This window comes from Pseudomonas sp. SDO5522_S412 (genome assembly GCF_054071215.1).
Window position 1 is genome coordinate 1 of the sequence record NZ_JBSVWQ010000120.1, and the last position, 17288, is coordinate 17288.

At 59.5% G+C, this 17288-nt stretch carries 19 protein-coding genes; all 19 read left to right on the forward strand.

Features of this window, described 5'->3' with window-relative positions; all coding sequences use genetic code 11:
- Positions 1-238 precede the first annotated feature (238 nt).
- The 19 genes from iscR to ACW9I6_RS21390 all read left to right on the forward strand — a co-directional run bounded on the left by iscR (position 239) and on the right by ACW9I6_RS21390 (position 17199).
- Positions 239-730 carry a Fe-S cluster assembly transcriptional regulator IscR gene (gene iscR / locus ACW9I6_RS21300; protein ID WP_003210305.1) on the forward strand — a complete coding sequence of 164 codons (492 nt, stop codon included), beginning with the start codon at positions 239-241 and terminating at the stop codon, positions 728-730.
- Positions 731-780: 50 nt separating this feature from the next.
- Entirely contained in the window at positions 781-1995 is a 1215-nt protein-coding gene (locus ACW9I6_RS21305; protein WP_088423701.1) for an IscS subfamily cysteine desulfurase, read from the forward strand.
- Between the two features lie 102 nt (positions 1996-2097).
- A complete protein-coding gene (gene iscU / locus ACW9I6_RS21310; RefSeq protein WP_003209682.1) occupies positions 2098-2484 on the forward strand; it encodes a Fe-S cluster assembly scaffold IscU in 387 nt (128 codons plus the stop codon).
- A gap of 28 nt (positions 2485-2512) precedes the next feature.
- The gene (iscA, locus tag ACW9I6_RS21315; protein WP_003209680.1) at positions 2513-2836 is read left to right on the forward strand and encodes an iron-sulfur cluster assembly protein IscA; all 324 of its coding nucleotides are present in this window, start codon (positions 2513-2515) and stop codon (positions 2834-2836) included.
- 8 nt (positions 2837-2844) lie between these two features.
- Positions 2845-3366 (forward strand): co-chaperone HscB, encoded by a 522-nt coding sequence (hscB, locus tag ACW9I6_RS21320; RefSeq protein ID WP_008438289.1) that lies wholly within the window; start codon positions 2845-2847, stop codon positions 3364-3366.
- Positions 3367-3417: 51 nt separating this feature from the next.
- Positions 3418-5280 carry a Fe-S protein assembly chaperone HscA gene (gene hscA / locus ACW9I6_RS21325; RefSeq protein ID WP_457339790.1) on the forward strand — a complete coding sequence of 621 codons (1863 nt, stop codon included), beginning with the start codon at positions 3418-3420 and terminating at the stop codon, positions 5278-5280.
- Between the two features lie 3 nt (positions 5281-5283).
- On the forward strand, positions 5284-5625 hold the full coding sequence (fdx, locus tag ACW9I6_RS21330) for an ISC system 2Fe-2S type ferredoxin (RefSeq protein WP_003209674.1): 342 nt from the start codon (positions 5284-5286) through the stop codon (positions 5623-5625).
- A 14-nt stretch (positions 5626-5639) separates the two neighbouring features.
- Complete coding sequence (iscX, locus tag ACW9I6_RS21335) at positions 5640-5840, forward strand: Fe-S cluster assembly protein IscX (RefSeq protein ID WP_003209673.1); 201 nt, start codon at positions 5640-5642, stop codon at positions 5838-5840.
- Positions 5841-5932: 92 nt separating this feature from the next.
- Entirely contained in the window at positions 5933-6358 is a 426-nt protein-coding gene (ndk, locus tag ACW9I6_RS21340) for a nucleoside-diphosphate kinase (protein ID WP_003175956.1), read from the forward strand.
- Positions 6359-6388: 30 nt separating this feature from the next.
- On the forward strand, positions 6389-7537 hold the full coding sequence (rlmN, locus tag ACW9I6_RS21345) for a 23S rRNA (adenine(2503)-C(2))-methyltransferase RlmN (RefSeq protein WP_003209670.1): 1149 nt from the start codon (positions 6389-6391) through the stop codon (positions 7535-7537).
- 12 nt (positions 7538-7549) lie between these two features.
- Positions 7550-8308 carry a type IV pilus biogenesis/stability protein PilW gene (gene pilW, locus ACW9I6_RS21350; RefSeq protein WP_003209669.1) on the forward strand — a complete coding sequence of 253 codons (759 nt, stop codon included), beginning with the start codon at positions 7550-7552 and terminating at the stop codon, positions 8306-8308.
- Positions 8308-9300 carry a RodZ domain-containing protein gene (locus tag ACW9I6_RS21355; RefSeq protein WP_003209667.1) on the forward strand — a complete coding sequence of 331 codons (993 nt, stop codon included), beginning with the start codon at positions 8308-8310 and terminating at the stop codon, positions 9298-9300. Before pilW ends, ACW9I6_RS21355 begins: the two co-directional genes overlap by 1 nt.
- A gap of 4 nt (positions 9301-9304) precedes the next feature.
- Positions 9305-10414, forward strand: a complete 1110-nt coding sequence (ispG, locus tag ACW9I6_RS21360) for a flavodoxin-dependent (E)-4-hydroxy-3-methylbut-2-enyl-diphosphate synthase (RefSeq protein ID WP_003209666.1) — start codon at positions 9305-9307, stop codon at positions 10412-10414.
- Between the two features lie 23 nt (positions 10415-10437).
- Positions 10438-11727, forward strand: coding sequence for a histidine--tRNA ligase (gene hisS / locus ACW9I6_RS21365; RefSeq protein WP_003209664.1), 1290 nt, complete (start codon positions 10438-10440; stop codon positions 11725-11727).
- A gap of 40 nt (positions 11728-11767) precedes the next feature.
- Positions 11768-12409, forward strand: a complete 642-nt coding sequence (locus ACW9I6_RS21370; protein ID WP_003209663.1) for a YfgM family protein — start codon at positions 11768-11770, stop codon at positions 12407-12409.
- Positions 12402-13553 (forward strand): outer membrane protein assembly factor BamB, encoded by a 1152-nt coding sequence (gene bamB / locus ACW9I6_RS21375; RefSeq protein WP_003209662.1) that lies wholly within the window; start codon positions 12402-12404, stop codon positions 13551-13553. Before ACW9I6_RS21370 ends, bamB begins: the two co-directional genes overlap by 8 nt.
- Before the next feature lie 139 nt (positions 13554-13692).
- Positions 13693-15162 (forward strand): ribosome biogenesis GTPase Der, encoded by a 1470-nt coding sequence (gene der, locus ACW9I6_RS21380; protein WP_003209661.1) that lies wholly within the window; start codon positions 13693-13695, stop codon positions 15160-15162.
- A 109-nt stretch (positions 15163-15271) separates the two neighbouring features.
- Positions 15272-16420: a pyridoxal phosphate-dependent aminotransferase gene (locus ACW9I6_RS21385; RefSeq protein WP_003209660.1), complete on the forward strand. Its 1149-nt coding sequence runs from the start codon at positions 15272-15274 to the stop codon at positions 16418-16420.
- Entirely contained in the window at positions 16408-17199 is a 792-nt protein-coding gene (locus tag ACW9I6_RS21390; protein ID WP_457339791.1) for an amidohydrolase, read from the forward strand. Before ACW9I6_RS21385 ends, ACW9I6_RS21390 begins: the two co-directional genes overlap by 13 nt.
- Positions 17200-17288 lie beyond the last annotated feature (89 nt).

A 17288-nucleotide genomic window follows, 5' to 3' on the forward strand; every position in this document is an offset into this window, starting at 1 on the left:
AACGAAAATATCGACTGATCCACCGCATTCGCGAGCAAGCCCGCTCCCACATTTTGACCTTCATTAGCCCCGAATTCCCGCTTGGCCCTGTTCCCGCTGGTCCATCCCGTCCCGCCCTGCTATGATTCGCGCGCCCTTTTTACGGGTATTCCTGACTAAAGTACTAGGTCTTATAGTTGACTTAAATACTCGGGAATCGCATACTTGCTCCCATTCTGAAACACCTTGGTACTTGTCCATGAGACTGACTACAAAAGGCCGATACGCGGTGACCGCCATGCTTGACCTGGCCTTGCACGCGCAAAATGGGCCGGTGTCCCTGGCCGATATCTCCGAGCGCCAAGGCATTTCCCTGTCCTACCTCGAGCAGTTGTTCGCCAAGTTGCGCCGCAGCAATCTGGTTTCCAGCGTTCGTGGTCCAGGCGGCGGCTATCAACTGTCCCGCGACATGCAGGGCATCCAGGTCGCCCAGGTGATCGACGCGGTGAACGAATCCGTCGATGCCACCAAATGCCAGGGCCTGGGTGATTGCCACGCAGGCGATACCTGCCTTACGCACCACTTGTGGTGTGACCTGAGCCTGCAGATCCATGAGTTTTTGAGTGGTATCAGCTTGGCTGATCTTGTGACTCGCCGTGAGGTGCAAGAAGTAGCCCAGCGTCAGGACCAGCGCCGTTGCAACACCAAGGCGCCGCGTCTGGACAAGATTGAAGCGTCCGCCGTCGAGTGACAGCCGAAGAGCTAACGGCACGCCAGCCAGCCTGATTTAGGAGAAAGTCCATGAAATTGCCGATTTACCTTGATTACTCAGCGACCACCCCGGTTGATCCGCGTGTCGCGCAAAAGATGAGCGAATGCCTGCTGGTTGACGGAAACTTCGGTAACCCGGCGTCCCGTTCCCACGTTTTCGGCTGGAAAGCTGAAGAGGCAGTGGAAAACGCTCGTCGCCAGGTCGCTGACCTGGTGAATGCCGACCCGCGTGAAATCGTCTGGACCTCCGGTGCCACCGAGTCCGATAACCTGGCAATCAAGGGTGCGGCGCATTTCTACGCGACCAAAGGCAAACACCTGATCACCACCAAGATTGAGCACAAGGCTGTCCTCGACACCATGCGCCAACTGGAACGTGAAGGTTTCGAGATCACCTACCTCGAGCCAACCACCGACGGTATCGTGACCCCTGCGATGATCGAAGCTGCGATGCGTGAAGACACCATCCTGGTTTCCGTGATCCACGTGAACAACGAAATCGGCACCATCAACGACATCGCCGCCATCGGCGAGCTGACCCGCTCCAAGGGCGTGTTGCTGCATGTCGACGCTGCTCAGTCCACCGGCAAGGTCGATATCGACCTGTCGAAACTGAAAGTCGACCTGATGTCGTTCTCTGCCCACAAGACCTATGGCCCTAAAGGCATTGGTGCGCTGTACGTGAGCCGCAAGCCTCGCGTGCGTATCGAAGCCACCATGCACGGCGGCGGTCACGAGCGCGGCATGCGTTCCGGCACCCTGGCGACCCACCAGATCGTCGGCATCGGCGAAGCGTTCCGTGTGGCCAAGGAAGACATGGCTGCTGAAAACGTGCGCATCAAGGCCTTGAGCGATCGCTTCTACAAGCAGGTCGAGCACCTTGAAGAGCTGTACATCAACGGCAGCATGACTGCTCGTGTACCGCACAACCTGAATTTGAGCTTCAACTACGTCGAAGGCGAGTCGCTGATCATGGCGCTCAAGGACCTGGCGGTTTCGTCCGGTTCGGCCTGCACCTCGGCTTCCCTTGAGCCGTCCTACGTTCTGCGCGCCCTGGGCCGCAACGACGAATTGGCTCACAGCTCGATCCGCTTTACGTTCGGCCGTTTCACCACTGAAGAAGAAGTCGACTACGCCGCGCAGAAAGTCTGCGAGGCCGTCACCAAGCTGCGTACCTTGTCGCCTCTGTGGGACATGTACAAAGACGGTGTCGATATTTCCAAGATCGAGTGGGCGGCACACTAACTATAGAAGCCGCCACCCAAAAGGCTCTGTAAAGACGTGGCGGAAAACGCAGGCGTATTTACAGGGTTCCAGAGCGGCCCTGATGAGTGAGGATTCAGTACCATGGCTTACAGCGAAAAGGTCATCGACCACTACGAAAACCCGCGCAACGTCGGCAAGATGAACGCGGAAGACCCTGATGTCGGCACCGGCATGGTCGGCGCTCCGGCGTGCGGCGACGTTATGCGCCTGCAGATCAAGGTCAACGAAGCTGGCGTTATCGAAGACGCCAAGTTCAAGACATACGGTTGCGGTTCGGCCATCGCCTCCAGCTCCCTGGCGACCGAATGGATGAAAGGCAAGACCCTGGATGAGGCTGTGACTATCAGCAACACCCAGCTGGCCGAAGAACTGGCCCTGCCGCCAGTGAAAATCCACTGCTCGGTACTCGCAGAAGACGCCATCAAGGCGGCTGTTCGCGACTACAAGCAGAAGAAAGGCTTGATTTAAGCAATTTGGCGACGAGTAAGGAGTCACGATGGCTATCAGCATGACAGAAGCGGCTGCGCAGCACATTCGCCGCTCCCTGAATGGGCGCGGTAAAGGTGAGGGGATTCGTCTGGGTGTTCGCACCACGGGCTGTTCCGGCCTTGCCTACGTGCTGGAGTTTGTCGACGAGGTGGTCGAGGAAGATCAGGTGTTCGAGAGTCACGGTGAAAAAGTGATTATCGACCCGAAAAGCCTGACTTACCTGGACGGCACCGAACTCGATTTCGTCAAGGAAGGGTTGAACGAAGGCTTCAAGTTCAACAACCCCAACGTACGCGGTGAATGTGGCTGCGGCGAAAGCTTCAATATCTGAGGCTGATCGTGGGTACTCCTTGTCATTTCGCTTTGTTCGAGCTGCAGCCGAGTTTTCGACTGGACCTTGAACAGCTTGCCACGCGCTACCGTGAACTGGCGCGTGGGGTGCATCCGGACCGTTTTGCTGACGCTTCCGAGCGTGAGCAACGCTTGGCGCTGGAGCAATCAGCCAGCCTCAACGAAGCCTATCAGACGCTCAAGAACCCTCCCAAACGCGCGCGCTACCTGCTCGCCATGGGCGGTCGCGAGCTGCCGCTTGAAGTCACGGTCCAGGACCCTGATTTCCTGATGCAGCAGATGCAATGGCGCGAGGAGCTTGAAGAACTGCAGGACGAGGCTGATCTGGCCGGAGTCGCAGTGTTCAAGCGCCGTCTGAAAGTGGCCCAGGATGAACTCAACGAAAGCTTCGCAGCCTGTTGGGATGATGCAGCGCAACGTGAACAGGCCGAACGCCTGATGCGGCGCATGCAGTTCCTCGACAAGCTCACCTACGAAGTGCGCCAGTTAGAAGAGCGCCTCGACGATTAACCCAGTGCCGCCCAGGTTGCACGCCTGATATACAGATAAGTCCTGATTACCATGGCCCTACTGCAGATCGCCGAACCCGGTCAAAGTCCTCAACCGCACCAGCGTCGTCTGGCGGTCGGGATTGACTTGGGCACTACCAATTCGCTGGTCGCTGCATTGCGCAGCGGTCTTTCCGAGCCGCTGCCCGACGCGGATGGCCAGGTCATCCTGCCGTCTGCCGTGCGTTATCACGCTGACCGCACCGAAGTGGGCGAGTCGGCCAAGCTGGCGGCGTCTACCGATCCTTTGAATACCGTGCTGTCGGTCAAGCGCTTGATGGGTCGTGGTTTGTCCGACGTCAAGCAGCTGGGCGACCAGCTTCCCTACCGCTTTGTCGGCGGCGAATCACATATGCCGTTCATCGACACGATCCAGGGCCCGAAAAGCCCGGTGCAAGTGTCGGCCGATATCCTCAAGGTCTTGCGCCAGCGCGCCGAGACCACCTTGGGTGGCGAACTGGTAGGTGCGGTGATTACTGTTCCTGCATATTTCGATGACGCTCAGCGCCAGGCCACCAAGGATGCGGCGAAACTTGCCGGCCTGAACGTGCTGCGCCTGCTCAACGAGCCGACCGCAGCCGCTGTGGCTTACGGCCTGGATCAGCACGCCGAAGGTCTGGTGGCTATTTACGACCTGGGCGGCGGTACCTTTGATATTTCGATCCTGCGCCTGACCGGCGGTGTCTTCGAAGTGCTGGCTACCGGTGGCGATACCGCCCTGGGTGGCGATGACTTCGATCACGCCATTGCTGGCTGGATCATCACCAGTGCCGGCTTGTCTGCCGACCTGGACCCGGGTGCGCAACGTAATTTGCTGCAAACTGCCTGTGCCGCCAAAGAAGCGCTGACTGACGCTGCGTCGGTTGAAGTTTCCTACGGTAGCTGGTCGGCTCAACTGACCCGCGAAGCGTTCGATTCGTTGATCGAACCGATGGTCGCCCGCAGCCTGAAAGCATGCCGCCGCGCCGTGCGTGATTCCGGTGTCGAGCTGGAAGACGTGGTCGCCGTGGTCATGGTGGGTGGTTCGACCCGCGTGCCGCGTGTTCGTGAGGCGGTCGCTGAAGCCTTCGGCCGTCAGCCGCTGACTGAAATCGACCCGGATCAAGTGGTGGCTATCGGTGCCGCGATCCAGGCCGATACCCTCGCCGGTAACAAGCGTGATGGTGGCGAACTGCTTCTGCTTGACGTGATCCCGTTGTCCCTGGGGCTGGAAACCATGGGCGGCCTGATGGAGAAGGTGATTCCACGCAACACCACCATCCCCGTTGCCCGCGCCCAGGACTTCACCACGTACAAAGATGGTCAGACGGCCATGATGATTCATGTGCTGCAGGGCGAGCGTGAGCTGATCAGCGACTGCCGTTCCCTGGCGCGCTTCGAATTGCGCGGCATTCCGGCGATGGTGGCTGGTGCGGCGAAGATTCGCGTGACCTTCCAGGTCGACGCCGACGGCTTGCTCAGCGTTGCCGCTCGCGAACTGGCCTCCGGCGTTGAAGCCAGCATCCAGGTCAAGCCGTCCTACGGCCTGACCGACGGTGAAATCGCCAAGATGCTCAAGGATTCGTTCCAGTACGCCGGTGACGACAAGGTCGCCCGCGTGCTGCGTGAGCAGCAAGTCGACGCCCAGCGCCTGCTCGAAGCGGTGCAGGGCGCCCTGGAAGCTGACGGCGAACGTCTGCTGGATGCCGAAGAGCGCATGGTCATCGACCTGCAAATGCAGGAACTGGCTGAATTGATGAAAGGCACCGATGGTTACGCCATCGAGCAACAGACCAAGCGCCTGTCGCAAGTGACCGATGCCTTTGCCGCCCGTCGTATGGACCAGACGGTAAAAGCCGCCCTGGCGGGCCGCAACTTGAATGAACTTGAGGATTAACTGATGCCGCAGATCATTTTTCTGCCACACGCCGAGCATTGCCCGGACGGTATGGTTGTGGAGGCTGAGACCGGCAAGTCCATTCTCGAAGTCGCTCACGATAACCACATCGAGATCGAAAGCGCCTGCGGCGGCGTTAACGCCTGTACCACGTGCCATTGCATCATCCGCGAAGGTTTCAATAGCCTGGAAGAGGCTGATGAGCTGGAAGAGGACTATCTTGATAGGGCGTGGGGCCTTGAGCCGACGTCGCGATTGAGCTGTCAGGCAAAAGTGGGAACAGAAGACCTCACCGTCGAGATTCCGAAGTATTCGCTCAACCATGCCGCCGAAGCGCCGCATTGATTCAAGGAAATGTCATGAGCCTGAAATGGGTTGATGTACAAGAAATCGCTATACAACTTGCTGAAGCTCACCCGGATGTCGATCCTCTGTCGGTGAACTTCGTCAAGTTGCGCAACCTGGTGATGCAGCTGCCGGAATTTGACGACATCCCGGATCGGGGTGGCGAAAAGGTTCTTGAGGCGATACAAGGCCTGTGGATCGAAGAAGCAGACTGAATCGCCTTTTTACGCAGTTAGGCAATACCCAAGAACCCGCGTATAATTCGCGGGTTTAATTTTTCGCAAATTACCGTTTCTGGAGTTACACCATGGCTGTTCAACGTACTTTCTCCATCATCAAGCCTGACGCTGTTGCAAAAAACGTCATCGGCGAGATCACCACTCGTTTCGAAAAAGCCGGCCTGAAGGTTGTAGCTTCGAAACTCAAGCAACTGTCCAAGGCTGAAGCTGAAGGCTTCTACGCTGAGCACAGCGCTCGTGGTTTCTTCGGCGACCTGGTTGCCTTCATGATCTCCGGCCCTGTTGTTGTTCAGGTTCTGGAAGGCGAAAACGCTATCGCTCTGAACCGTGAGCTGATGGGCGCTACCAACCCTAAAGAAGCTGCTGCCGGCACCATCCGTGCTGACTTCGCTGAATCGATCGACGCCAACGCCGTTCACGGTTCGGACTCCGAAGCCGCTGCTGCCCGCGAAATCTCGTACTTTTTCGCTGCTACTGAAGTAACCGCTCGCTAAGCATTGGCTTAAAAGAGCGAAGGTGAATCCATGACTACATTGACTGCAAAAACCAACCTGCTGGGTCTGACTCAACAGGAAATGGAAAAATTCTTCGACTCAATCGGGGAGAAGCGTTTTCGTGCCGCTCAGGTAATGAAGTGGATTCACCATCTTGGCGTCGATGATTTCGACGCCATGACGAACGTCAGCAAGGCCCTGCGCGACAAGCTCAAGGCCATTGCCGAAGTTCGCGGGCCCGAAGTGGTCAGCGAGGACATTTCCACCGATGGCACCCGTAAGTGGGTGGTGCGCGTGGCGTCCGGCAGCTGCGTCGAGACCGTGTACATTCCCCAGGGCAAGCGCGGCACTCTGTGCGTTTCGTCCCAGGCAGGCTGTGCCCTGGACTGCAGTTTCTGCTCCACCGGCAAGCAAGGTTTCAACAGCAACCTCACCGCCGCCGAAGTCATCGGCCAGGTGTGGATTGCCAATAAATCGTTCGGCAGCATCCCGGCGACCGCCGACCGTGCCATCACCAACGTGGTGATGATGGGCATGGGCGAGCCGCTGCTGAACTTCGACAACGTTGTCGCGGCCATGCACCTGATGATGGACGACCTGGGCTACGGTATCTCCAAGCGCCGCGTGACCCTGTCGACCTCCGGCGTGGTACCGATGATCGATGAGCTGGCCAAGCACATCGACGTCTCCCTGGCGTTGTCGCTGCACGCACCGAATGACGCATTGCGTAACCAATTGGTGCCGATCAACAAGAAGTATCCGCTTAAGATGCTGCTCGAATCTTGCCAGCGTTACATGGCGACCTTGGGCGAAAAGCGTGTGTTGACCATTGAGTACACCATGCTCAAGGACATCAACGACAAGGTCGAGCACGCGGTCGAGATGATCGAGTTGCTCAAGAACGTACCGTGCAAGATCAACCTGATTCCGTTTAACCCGTTTCCCCATTCTGGCTATGAGCGGCCGAGCAACAACGCCATCCGCCGTTTCCAGGATCAACTGCACCATGCAGGCTTCAATGTCACCGTGCGCACCACCCGCGGCGAAGACATCGATGCGGCATGTGGCCAATTGGTAGGACAGGTGCTGGATCGCACCCGTCGCAGCGAACGTTATATCGCCGTGCGTGAATTGAGTGCCGCCGACGATATGCCGCAAAGCGCCGCGACTCGAACCTGAGAGAGGATCTCTATGCCCTTGCGCCTTGCGCTGCTTTTGCTTGTTGCCAGCCTCGCGGCTGGCTGTGTTTCATCGGGCCATGACAGCCCGTTGCAAACCGGCAAGGGCCGTGACGAAGCGCGAGCTGCCTATGTGCAGCTGGGCTTGGGGTACTTGCAGCAAGGGATGACCGAACAGGCCAAGGTGCCGCTGAAAAAAGCCCTCGAGCTGGATGGCAGCGACGCCGACGCCAATGCTGCGTTGGCCTTGGTGTTCCAGGCCCAGGCCGAGCCCGAATTGGCCGATCAATATTTCCAAAAGGCCCTGGCCACACGCCCTGGCGATCCAAGACTGCTGAATAACTACGGCAGTTTTTTGTTTGCGCAGAAACGTTATGCCCAGGCATCCGAATATTTCCAGCAGGCTGCGGCCGATACCCTCTATCCTGAGCGTTCGCGGGTTTTCGAGAACCTGGGGGTGACCTCAATGCTTCTCGGCCAGCGCGACACCGCACGCCAGCAACTGGAAAAAGCCCTGCACCTGAACCAGCGCCAGCCACGGGCCTTGCTCGAAATGGCTGAGTTGTCCTTCGAAGACAGGCATTATGTGCCGGCACGTGACTATTACGAGCGTTTTAGCCTGCTGAGCGGGCAAAATGCACGTAGTCTATTGCTCGGTGTGCGCCTGGCGACGGTTCATGAAGAACGCGACAAGGCCGCACGTTTTGGCCAGCAACTCGAACGACTCTATCCCGGTACGCCGGAATATCAGCAATACCTGTCGGAGCAATGATGAAAGCGGCGCACCCGGAAGTTGTAGCAGCTAATCGTGGAAACCCAGGCGAGACCTTGCGTCAGGCCCGCGAAAGCAATGGTTGGTCGCTGGCAGAAGTGGCCCTCAAGCTCAATTTGACCACGACTTCATTGGGCAACCTTGAAGCTGGCGCATTCGACAAGCTGCCAGGGCACACCTTTGCCCGCGGCTATATCCGCGCCTACGCCAAGTTGCTGGGTATCGACCAGGCTGCATTGGTCCAGGAGTTCGACCAAATCACCGGTACCGATTCCCAGGGCAGCAATGTCCATGGTCTTGGCCGCATTGAAGAGCCTGTGCGGGTTTCCCACACCATTTTGCGCATTGTCAGCCTGTTGCTGCTCATCGCCGTGATCGGCGGTGGTTTTGTATGGTGGCAGGATCAGACCGCCCAGCGTGGCAAAGACTTGTCCAGCAACGCCATGGAGCACGTCGAAGTCGAAAGCGCCGACGGCACCACCCAGATTCATCCGTTGGATGAGCCGGAAGACCAGGCCGTGGCCCAGGGTCAGGCGGCGCCTGAGGCAGAGCCAAGCGCCGAGCAGCCTGCGCCCGAAGCAGGTACTGCCGCCGCAGTGGCACCCGTCGCACCCGCTCCAGCGGTTGCAGTGACGCCTGCTGCTCCAGCTCATACGCCAGCAACGCCAGCAGTACCGGCGCAGGCTCCGGCAACAACGGCTCCCGTCGCCCCGGCGATTTCCGCGCCAACCACCCCGGTACTGATCGCCGGTGATGGCCGAGTACAAATTACCTACGTCGCTGACTGCTGGACGCAAGTCTCCGATGGCAACGGCAAGGTGCTGTTCAGTGGTCTGAAGCGTAAGGGAGATACACTTGACCAGGGCGGCAAGCCTCCTTTGACGCTGCGTCTGGGCTTTGCCCGTGGCGCGCAAGTGGCCTACAACGGCCAGCCTGTGGACGTGGCGCCGTTCACCAGTGGCGAGACTGCTCGCCTCAAGTTGGGACAATAAAGTCATGCACGGCGAATCTCCAATCAAACGTCGCGTATCGCGCAAGATCTGGGTCGGCTCGGTGCCGGTGGGCGGCGATGCCCCCATCGCAGTACAAAGCATGACCAACAGCGACACCAATGATGTGGCGGCCACTGTCGCCCAGATCAACCGCCTGGAAGCGGCGGGCGTCGACATCGTGCGTGTATCCGTACCGGACATGGACGCTGCCGAAGCCTTTGGCCGCATCAAGCAACTGGTCAAGGTGCCGCTGGTCGCCGATATCCACTTCGACTACAAGATCGCGTTGCGCGTGGCCGAGTTGGGCGTCGATTGCCTGCGGATCAACCCGGGCAACATCGGCCGTGAAGACCGGGTTCGCGCCGTGGTGGATGCCGCCCGTGATCGCGGGATTCCAATTCGCATCGGCGTCAACGCCGGCTCGCTGGAAAAAGACCTGCAAAAGAAGTACGGCGAGCCGACGCCGGCCGCACTGGTCGAGTCCGCGCTGCGCCACGTTGAACACCTCGAACGCCTGAATTTCCAGGACTTCAAGGTCAGCGTAAAGGCTTCCGACGTGTTCATGGCGGTAGAAGCGTACCGCCTGCTGGCCAAGGAAATCGTCCAGCCGCTGCACCTGGGTATCACCGAAGCCGGCGGTTTACGCTCAGGCACAGTGAAATCTGCGGTGGGTCTCGGTATGCTGCTGGCCGACGGGATTGGCGATACTATTCGCATCTCCCTCGCGGCAGACCCGGTAGAGGAAGTGAAAGTCGGTTACGACATTCTCAAATCCCTGCATTTGCGTTCCCGTGGCATCAACTTCATTGCCTGCCCGAGCTGCTCGCGGCAGAACTTCGACGTGGTGAAAACCATGAACGAACTGGAAGTACGCCTCGAAGACCTGCTGGTGCCGCTGGATGTCGCGGTGATCGGCTGTGTGGTCAACGGGCCGGGTGAGGCCAAAGAGGCCCATGTGGGCCTGACCGGTGGTACGCCAAACCTGATTTACATCGACGGCAAGCCGTCGCAGAAATTGACGAATGACAATCTGGTGGATGAGCTGGAACGGCTGATCCGCCAGAAAGCGGCCGAAAAGGTCGAAGCTGACGCAGCGGTTATCGCGCGCGGCTGATCGAACGAATTTAAGGATTTGATGTGAGCAAGTCTCTGCAAGCCATTCGTGGCATGAACGACATCCTGCCTGAGCAGACGCCCCTGTGGCGCTACTTCGAGGGCACAGTCGCGCGCCTGCTGGATAACTACGGTTACAAGCAGATCCGCATGCCGATCGTCGAGTTCACCGAGCTGTTCAAGCGCTCCATCGGTGAAGTGACCGACATCGTCGAAAAAGAGATGTACACCTTCGAAGACCGCAACGGTGACTCCCTGACCCTGCGTCCGGAAGGTACTGCCGCGTGTGTGCGTGCGGTGCTCGAACATGGCCTCACCGGCGGTGGCCAGCCGCAGAAGCTCTGGTACATCGGCCCGATGTTCCGCCACGAGCGTCCGCAGAAAGGCCGTTATCGCCAGTTTCACCAGATCGGCCTGGAAGTCTTCAACCTAGACGGTCCGGACATCGACGCCGAGCTGATCGTGCTGACCTGGCGCCTGTGGGGCATGCTGGGCATCCGTGATGCGGTCAAGCTTGAACTCAACAGCCTGGGCACCAGCGAATCCCGGGGCCGCTACCGCGAAGCCCTGGTGGAATTCCTGTCGGCCCACCTGGACAAGCTCGACGAAGACAGCCAGCGCCGCCTGAAAACCAACCCGCTGCGGGTACTGGACACCAAGAACGCCGAGACCCAGGCCGTACTGGTGGATGCGCCGAAAATGGCCGACTACCTGGACGACGAGTCCCGTATCCACTTCGAGGGCCTCAAGGCTCGCCTGGATGCAGCCGGTATTCCTTACGTCATCAACCCGAAACTGGTGCGTGGCCTCGATTACTACAGCAAGACCGTGTTCGAGTGGGTCACCGACAAGCTCGGCGCCCAGGGCACGGTGTGTGCCGGTGGTCGTTACGACGGCCTGGTCGAGCAGATGGGCGGCAAGCCAACCACCGGCGTAGGTTTTGCCATGGGCATCGAGCGGCTGATCCTGCTGCTGGAAACCCTGGAGCAGGTTCCCGAAGAAATCTCCCGTCAGGTGGACGTGTACTTCTGTGCCTTTGGCGAGGCGGCCGAACTGGCTGCCCTGGCCCTGAGCGAGAAACTGCGCGACCAACTGCCGAACCTGCGCCTGCAAGTCAATGCCGGCGCCGGCAGCTTCAAAAGCCAGTTCAAGAAAGCCGACAAGAGCGGTGCGTTGTATGCACTGATCCTGGGTGATGATGAATTGGCCCAGCAAGTGGTAAGTTTCAAACCCCTGCGTGGTCAGGGTGAACAACAAAGCATTGCCTTTGATGCGCTTGCAGCGCACCTGGCCACCTGCATCGTGCAGGGTTGAAGCTGTCAAACAGCCGATTTAGCGATTAAGGAGTATTGGGGTGTCGAGTACTGATGATGACCAGCTGGCCGAGTTCAAAGACTGGTGGCAGCGCAACGGCAAGCCCCTGGTCACTGGCGGCTTGCTGGCTTTAGTAGTGGTGTTCGGCTGGCAAGCCTGGCACAAGTATCAGGCTAACCAGTCGCAAGGCGCCTCGATTATCTATCAGCAACTGCTGGAAACCACGCTGACGCCAAACGGCAAGCCTGACCTGGCCCAGGTTGCAGACCTGGCCGGCAAGCTGAAGAGCGAATTCGGCGGTAGCACCTACGCGCAATACGGCAGCCTGTTCGTCGCAAAAGTTGCGGTCGACAACGGCAAGCTGGATGACGCTGCCTCCGAGCTGAAAGCCATCACCGACAAGCCGGCCAACCCGACACTGGGTGAAATCGCACGTCAGCGTCTGGCTCAGGTACTGGCGGCACAGAACAAGGCCGACGAAGCACTGAAACTGCTCGACGGCGATGCTGACAAGGCATTCCTGGCCACTCGTGAAGAGCTCAAGGGCGACCTCCTGGTCCAATTGGGTCGTACCGACGAAGCCAATGCTGCGTACCAAAAAGCCAAGGCGGCGCTGTCTGATGAAGCGGCGGTCGGTGGCTTACAAATCAAGCTCGACGACTTGGCCAAAGGGGATGCGTGACGTGATCCGTTGGAAACATGCAGCATTGCTGGCTCTGGCCGTTTTGGCCGCGGGTTGCAGCAGCAACAGCAAAAAAGAACTGCCTCCGGCCGAGCTGACCAGCTTCAAGGAAGAAGTGGTCCTGCAAAAGCAGTGGAGCCGCTCCATTGGTGACGGTCAGGGCGATCTGTACAACCTGATGGTCCCGGCGATCGACGGTGACACTATCTACGCCGCTGATTCCACCGGTGTTGTGGTCTCCATGGATCGCATGAACGGCGACGTCAAGTGGAAGAAAGACCTCGAACTGCCTGTGTCCGGCGCCGTTGGCGTGGGTTCTGGCCTGGTGATGCTCGGCACGCTGAAAGGCGACGTCGTGGCACTGGATTCGAGCACCGGTGAAGAGAAATGGCGCGCTCGCGTGACCAGTGAAGTGCTCTCGCCACCGGCTACCAACGGTGACGTGGTTGTCGTGCAGACCCAGGATGACCGTGTGATCGGCCTCGACGCCGCCACCGGTAACCAGCGCTGGTTGTATGACAGCACGCCGGCGGTCCTGACCTTGCGCGGTACCAGCGGTCCGGTTGTGACCAGCAACCTGGCACTGGCAGGCCTGTCGACCGGTAAAGTGGTCGCCCTGGACACCCAGAACGGCGTGCCGGCCTGGGAAACCCGGGTCGCGATTCCTCAAGGTCGTTCGGAACTGGACCGCGTAGTGGACATCGACGGTGGCTTGCTGCTGTCGGGTGATACCCTTTACGTCGCTACTTATCAGGGCCGTGTTGCGGCGCTGGACGTGCAGAGCGGCCGGATCAACTGGCAGCGTGATGCTTCCAGCTACGCCGGTGTCGCCCAAGGGTTTGGCAGCGTCTACGTAAGCCTGGCGTCCGGCACCGTTGAAAGCGTCGACGAGCGTTCCACCACTGCATTGTGGAGCAACGACTCCCTGGCCCGCCGTCAGTTGTCGGCACCGGAAGTGTTCTCCAGCTACGTAGCGGTAGGCGACTTTGAAGGTTACCTGCACCTGCTGAGCCAGGTGGACGGTCGCTTCGTGGGTCGCGAACGTATCGACAGCGACGGCCTGCGTGCCCGTCCGCTGGTGGTAGGTAACATGCTTTACGTGTATGGCAACAGTGGCAAACTGGAAGCGCTGACCATCAAGTAATGGTTTGACTATGCTTGGGGTAATTCCCAGGCGGCCCTGCTTCGGCAGGGCATGCGGCGCTTTCGAGCGCTGCCCCGAGCACCAGCCGCTGCCTTGCAGCGGCTTTTGTATTTTCTGAAATAACGAAGTGGAGAGCCGCATGGTTCCCGTAATCGCCCTGGTGGGCCGACCGAACGTCGGCAAGTCCACCTTGTTCAACCGCCTGACCAGGACTCGCGACGCCATCGTCGGCGACTTGTCCGGTCTGACCCGTGATCGCCAATACGGTGAGGCAAAGTGGCAAGGGCGCTCCTACATTATTGTCGACACCGGTGGTATCTCCGGTGACGAGCATGGCATGGACGAAAAGATGGCCGAGCAGTCGCTGCTGGCCATTGAAGAAGCTGATGTCGTGTTGTTCCTGGTGGACGCCCGCGCGGGCTACACCGCTGCAGACCAGATGATTGGCGAGCACCTGCGCAAGCGCAACAAGCGTTCCTACGTGGTGGCCAACAAGATCGACAATATCGATCCTGAAATGGCCCGCGCCGAGTTCAGCCCGATGGGCCTGGGCGATGCGATCCCGATCGCCGGTGCCCACGGTCGCGGCATCACCCAGATGCTGGAAATCGCCCTGCGCGACTTCCCGCGTGATGACGTGGATGAAGTCGAAGGCGAAGAAGAAATCGTTGCCGAAGGCGAGGAAGCCAAGCGCATTCCTGGCCCAAGCGAAAAAGACGGTATCAAGATCGCGATCATCGGCCGTCCGAACGTCGGCAAGTCGACCCTGGTCAACCGCATGCTCGGTGAAGACCGGGTAATCGTCTATGACGAGCCGGGCACCACTCGCGACAGCATCTACATCCCGTTCGAGCGTAACGACGAGAAGTACACGCTGATCGACACTGCCGGTGTGCGCAAGCGCGGCAAGATCCACGAAGAAGTTGAAAAGTTCTCCGTGGTGAAAACCCTGCAGGCGATCAAAGACGCCAACGTAGTGATCTTCGTCATGGACGCCCGCGAAGGCGTGGTAGACCACGACCTGAACTTGCTGGGCTTTGCCCTGGAAGCCGGTCGCGCCCTGGTGATTGCGATCAACAAGTGGGACGGCATGACGCCGAGCGAGCGCGACTACGTCAAGGTCGAGCTGCAGCGTCGCCTGTTCTTCGTCGAGTTTGCCGATATCCACTTTATATCGGCACTGCACGGTACCGGCGTGGGTAACCTCTACGCCTCGGTGCAGAACTCGTTCAAGTCCGCGGTTACCCGCTGGCCGACCAACCGCCTGACCCAGATTCTTGAAGATGCGGTCAGCGAGCACGCGCCGCCGATGGTCAACAACCGTCGGATCAAGCTGCGCTACGCTCACTTGGGTGGTGCCAACCCGCCGATTATCGTGATTCACGGTAACCAGCTGGAGAAGGTGCCGAAGTCCTACGTGCGTTACCTGGAAAATACCTACCGCCGCGTCTTGAAACTGGTCGGTACGCCGATCCGTATCGAGTTCAAGGGTGGCGAGAACCCGTACGAAGGTAACAAGAACAGCCTCACCGACCGCCAGGTAAACAAAAAGCGCCGGATGATGACGCACCACAAGAAGGCCGACAAAAAGCGCCGCGACAAGCGCTGATCCTGATCGGTTGAAAAAGGGCTCTTTCGGAGCCCTTTTTTTGTGCCTGGCGGTTGACCCTTCGCGGCATGCAGCTTAAAACTTGGGGCTCACCGCAAGGGGCGCACCGATGATCACCAGCAAGCTGCCGAATGTCGGCACCACCATCTTCACCACCATGTCGCAACTCGCTGCCGAAACCGGTGCGCTCAACCTGTCCCAGGGCTTTCCCGACTTTAACGGGCCCCAGGAGTTGCTCGATGGAGTGGGCAGACACATTGCCCTGGGCCATAACCAATACGCCCCGATGACCGGCCTGCCGGTACTGCGCCAGCAAGTGGCGGCCAAGATCGCCCGCAGCTATGGCGCAACGGTGAATGCCGACAGCGAAGTGACCATCACCCCAGGCGCCACTGAAGCGATCTTCTGTGCGATCCAGGCGGTGATCCGCAGCGGTGATGAAGTCATCGTGTTCGATCCGGCCTACGACAGCTACGAGCCTTCTGTGGAACTGGCAGGCGGTCGCTGCGTACACGTGCAACTGGGCCTGGATGATTTCGCCCTGGACTTCGAGCAACTGCGCGCTGCGCTGTCGCCGCGCACCCGCATGATCATCCTCAACAGCCCGCATAACCCCACCGGTGCCCTGATCAGCCGTGCCGAGCTGGACCAGTTGGCCGAGTTGATCCGCGACCGCGACATCTACCTGGTCAGCGACGAGGTCTACGAGCACCTGGTGTTCGACGGTGTGCCCCACGTCAGCGTGTTGGCCCACGAAGAGCTGTATCAGCGTGCGTTTGTGGTCAGTTCGTTCGGCAAGACCTACCACGTCACCGGCTGGAAAACCGGCTACGTGGTCGCGCCGCCAGCCCTCAGCGCCGAGCTGCGCAAGGTGCATCAATATGTCAACTTTTGCGGCGTGACCCCGTTGCAGTACGCTTTGGCAGACTTCATGGCCGAACACCCGGAACACGTCGAGGAGCTGCCGGCTTTTTATCAAGCCAAGCGCGACCTGTTCTGCGACCTGCTGGAACCGTCGCGTTTCAGCTTTACCCGGGTGGCCGGTACCTACTTTCAATTGGTGGATTACTCACAGATTCGCCCGGACCTGGATGACGTCGCCATGTCGCTGTGGATGACCCGCGAACACGGCGTTGCGACCATCCCGGTCTCGGTGTTCTACCGGAACCCACCGCAAGGCCAGCGCCTGGTGCGACTGTGCTTTGCCAAACGCGAGGAGACGCTGCGTCAAGCAGCCGAGAAACTATGCGTGATCTGAGTGCACTGCCCAACCTGAACATCGCCCTGGTGCAAACCACCCTGGCCTGGCACGACCGCCAGGCCAACCTGGAGCATTTTGAACTGTTGCTGGAACAGGCCAAGGGTGCCGACCTGATCGTGCTACCGGAGATGTTCACCACCGGTTTCTCGATGGAATCGGAAACCCTCGCCGAGCCTGAAAACGGCCCCACCCATCAATGGCTGCAGGCCCAGGCGAAGAAGTACAACGCGGTGATCACCGGCAGCGTGATCATCCAGGCCGCCGATGGCAGCCACCGCAACCGCCTGCTGTGGGCGCGACCGGATGGTGAGGTGTTGCACTACGACAAGCGTCACCTGTTCCGTATGGCCGGTGAACACGACCACTACACCCCCGGCGAGCGCCAGGTGCAGTTCGAACTCAAGGGGTGGCGGATTCGTCCGTTGATCTGCTACGACCTGCGATTCCCGGTGTGGAGTCGTGACGCCCAGGACACTGACTTGCTGCTGTACACCGCCAACTGGCCGGGCGCACGTCGCCAGCACTGGAACCGTCTGCTGCCGGCACGGGCCATTGAAAACCTGTGCTACGTGGCGGCGGTGAATCGGGTGGGCACGGACGGCAAGGGCTTTGCCTACACCGGCGACAGCCAGGTCGTGGACTTCCAGGGCGAAAGCCTGCTGAGCGCAGGGGAGGCGGACGGCGTGTTCCAGGTGTGCCTGGACGCAGCGGAATTGGCGCAGTACCGCACACGCTTCCCGGCGAACCTGGATGCGGACAGCTTCGAGTTCACCTGAAGGATTTTCGCCGCCTTATAGATTGCCTTCGCGAGCAAGCCCGCTCCCACATTCGACCTGCGCCACCTGAAAGAACGCGGTCAAAATGT

Excerpts from the sequence above, each read along its gene's own strand:
- iscA (WP_003209680.1), top strand. The coding sequence starts at position 2,513 with ATGGCTATCAGCATGACAGAAGCGGCTGCGCAGCACATTCGCCGCTCC.
- ispG (WP_003209666.1), top strand. The coding sequence starts at position 9,305 with ATGCACGGCGAATCTCCAATCAAACGTCGCGTATCGCGCAAGATCTGG.
- pilW (WP_003209669.1), top strand. The coding sequence starts at position 7,550 with ATGCCCTTGCGCCTTGCGCTGCTTTTGCTTGTTGCCAGCCTCGCGGCT.
- ACW9I6_RS21305 (WP_088423701.1), top strand. The coding sequence starts at position 781 with ATGAAATTGCCGATTTACCTTGATTACTCAGCGACCACCCCGGTTGAT.
- rlmN (WP_003209670.1), top strand. The coding sequence starts at position 6,389 with ATGACTACATTGACTGCAAAAACCAACCTGCTGGGTCTGACTCAACAG.
- hscA (WP_457339790.1), top strand. The coding sequence starts at position 3,418 with ATGGCCCTACTGCAGATCGCCGAACCCGGTCAAAGTCCTCAACCGCAC.
- bamB (WP_003209662.1), top strand. The coding sequence starts at position 12,402 with ATGCGTGACGTGATCCGTTGGAAACATGCAGCATTGCTGGCTCTGGCC.
- iscU (WP_003209682.1), top strand. The coding sequence starts at position 2,098 with ATGGCTTACAGCGAAAAGGTCATCGACCACTACGAAAACCCGCGCAAC.
- der (WP_003209661.1), top strand. The coding sequence starts at position 13,693 with ATGGTTCCCGTAATCGCCCTGGTGGGCCGACCGAACGTCGGCAAGTCC.
- fdx (WP_003209674.1), top strand. The coding sequence starts at position 5,284 with ATGCCGCAGATCATTTTTCTGCCACACGCCGAGCATTGCCCGGACGGT.
- iscR (WP_003210305.1), top strand. The coding sequence starts at position 239 with ATGAGACTGACTACAAAAGGCCGATACGCGGTGACCGCCATGCTTGAC.
- ndk (WP_003175956.1), top strand. The coding sequence starts at position 5,933 with ATGGCTGTTCAACGTACTTTCTCCATCATCAAGCCTGACGCTGTTGCA.
- ACW9I6_RS21390 (WP_457339791.1), top strand. The coding sequence starts at position 16,408 with ATGCGTGATCTGAGTGCACTGCCCAACCTGAACATCGCCCTGGTGCAA.
- iscX (WP_003209673.1), top strand. The coding sequence starts at position 5,640 with ATGAGCCTGAAATGGGTTGATGTACAAGAAATCGCTATACAACTTGCT.
- ACW9I6_RS21385 (WP_003209660.1), top strand. The coding sequence starts at position 15,272 with ATGATCACCAGCAAGCTGCCGAATGTCGGCACCACCATCTTCACCACC.
- ACW9I6_RS21355 (WP_003209667.1), top strand. The coding sequence starts at position 8,308 with ATGAAAGCGGCGCACCCGGAAGTTGTAGCAGCTAATCGTGGAAACCCA.